General features: G+C 46.8%; 1 protein-coding gene. It reads right to left on the bottom strand.

Annotated features, from left to right (window positions below):
- Nucleotides 1-7: 7 nt before the first annotated feature.
- On the bottom strand, nt 8-481 hold a 474-nt coding region (locus tag A3766_RS02715; RefSeq protein WP_197479233.1), incomplete at its 5' end, for a GGDEF domain-containing protein.

Genomic DNA, 481 nt, shown 5'->3' with positions numbered 1-481 from the left:
TCAGAGATTAATCCCAGAAGTCGATAGAGCTCTCTACGGGTTCAACGGCTTCAAGTAAGCCTTTTTCTAATAGCACTTCATACGAGTTAACCTGGTTACGACCATTTTGTTTTGCGTAGTAGAGCGCTTTATCTGCTTTGGAGAGTGTTTCTACAGGGTGGTCGTTTTTGCTTAGGTCGGCAAAGCCGATGCTAACGGTAACCTGGCCAACCTGAGGGAAGCGGCGAGCCTCTATCGCTGCTCTGCAGCGTTCGAGAACAACCAAAGCTTGCTCTTTCTGAACGTCTTTTACCAATACCACGAACTCTTCACCACCGTAGCGGAAAAACAGGTCTTGCTGTCGGAGGACGGACCTGACTGTCTGTGAAAATAGAACTAGCGTCTCGTCACCAATTGCATGGCCGAAGCGATCATTGATAGATTTGAATTTATCGATATCTAGAATGGCAATCGCTTTAAAGCTGGTATCCTTTGCATGCAG

The sequence above is a fragment of the Oleiphilus sp. HI0132 genome (genome assembly GCF_001635845.1).
Note: the sequence above shows the minus strand (reverse complement) of the source record. Positions and strands in the feature narration are given on the sequence as shown.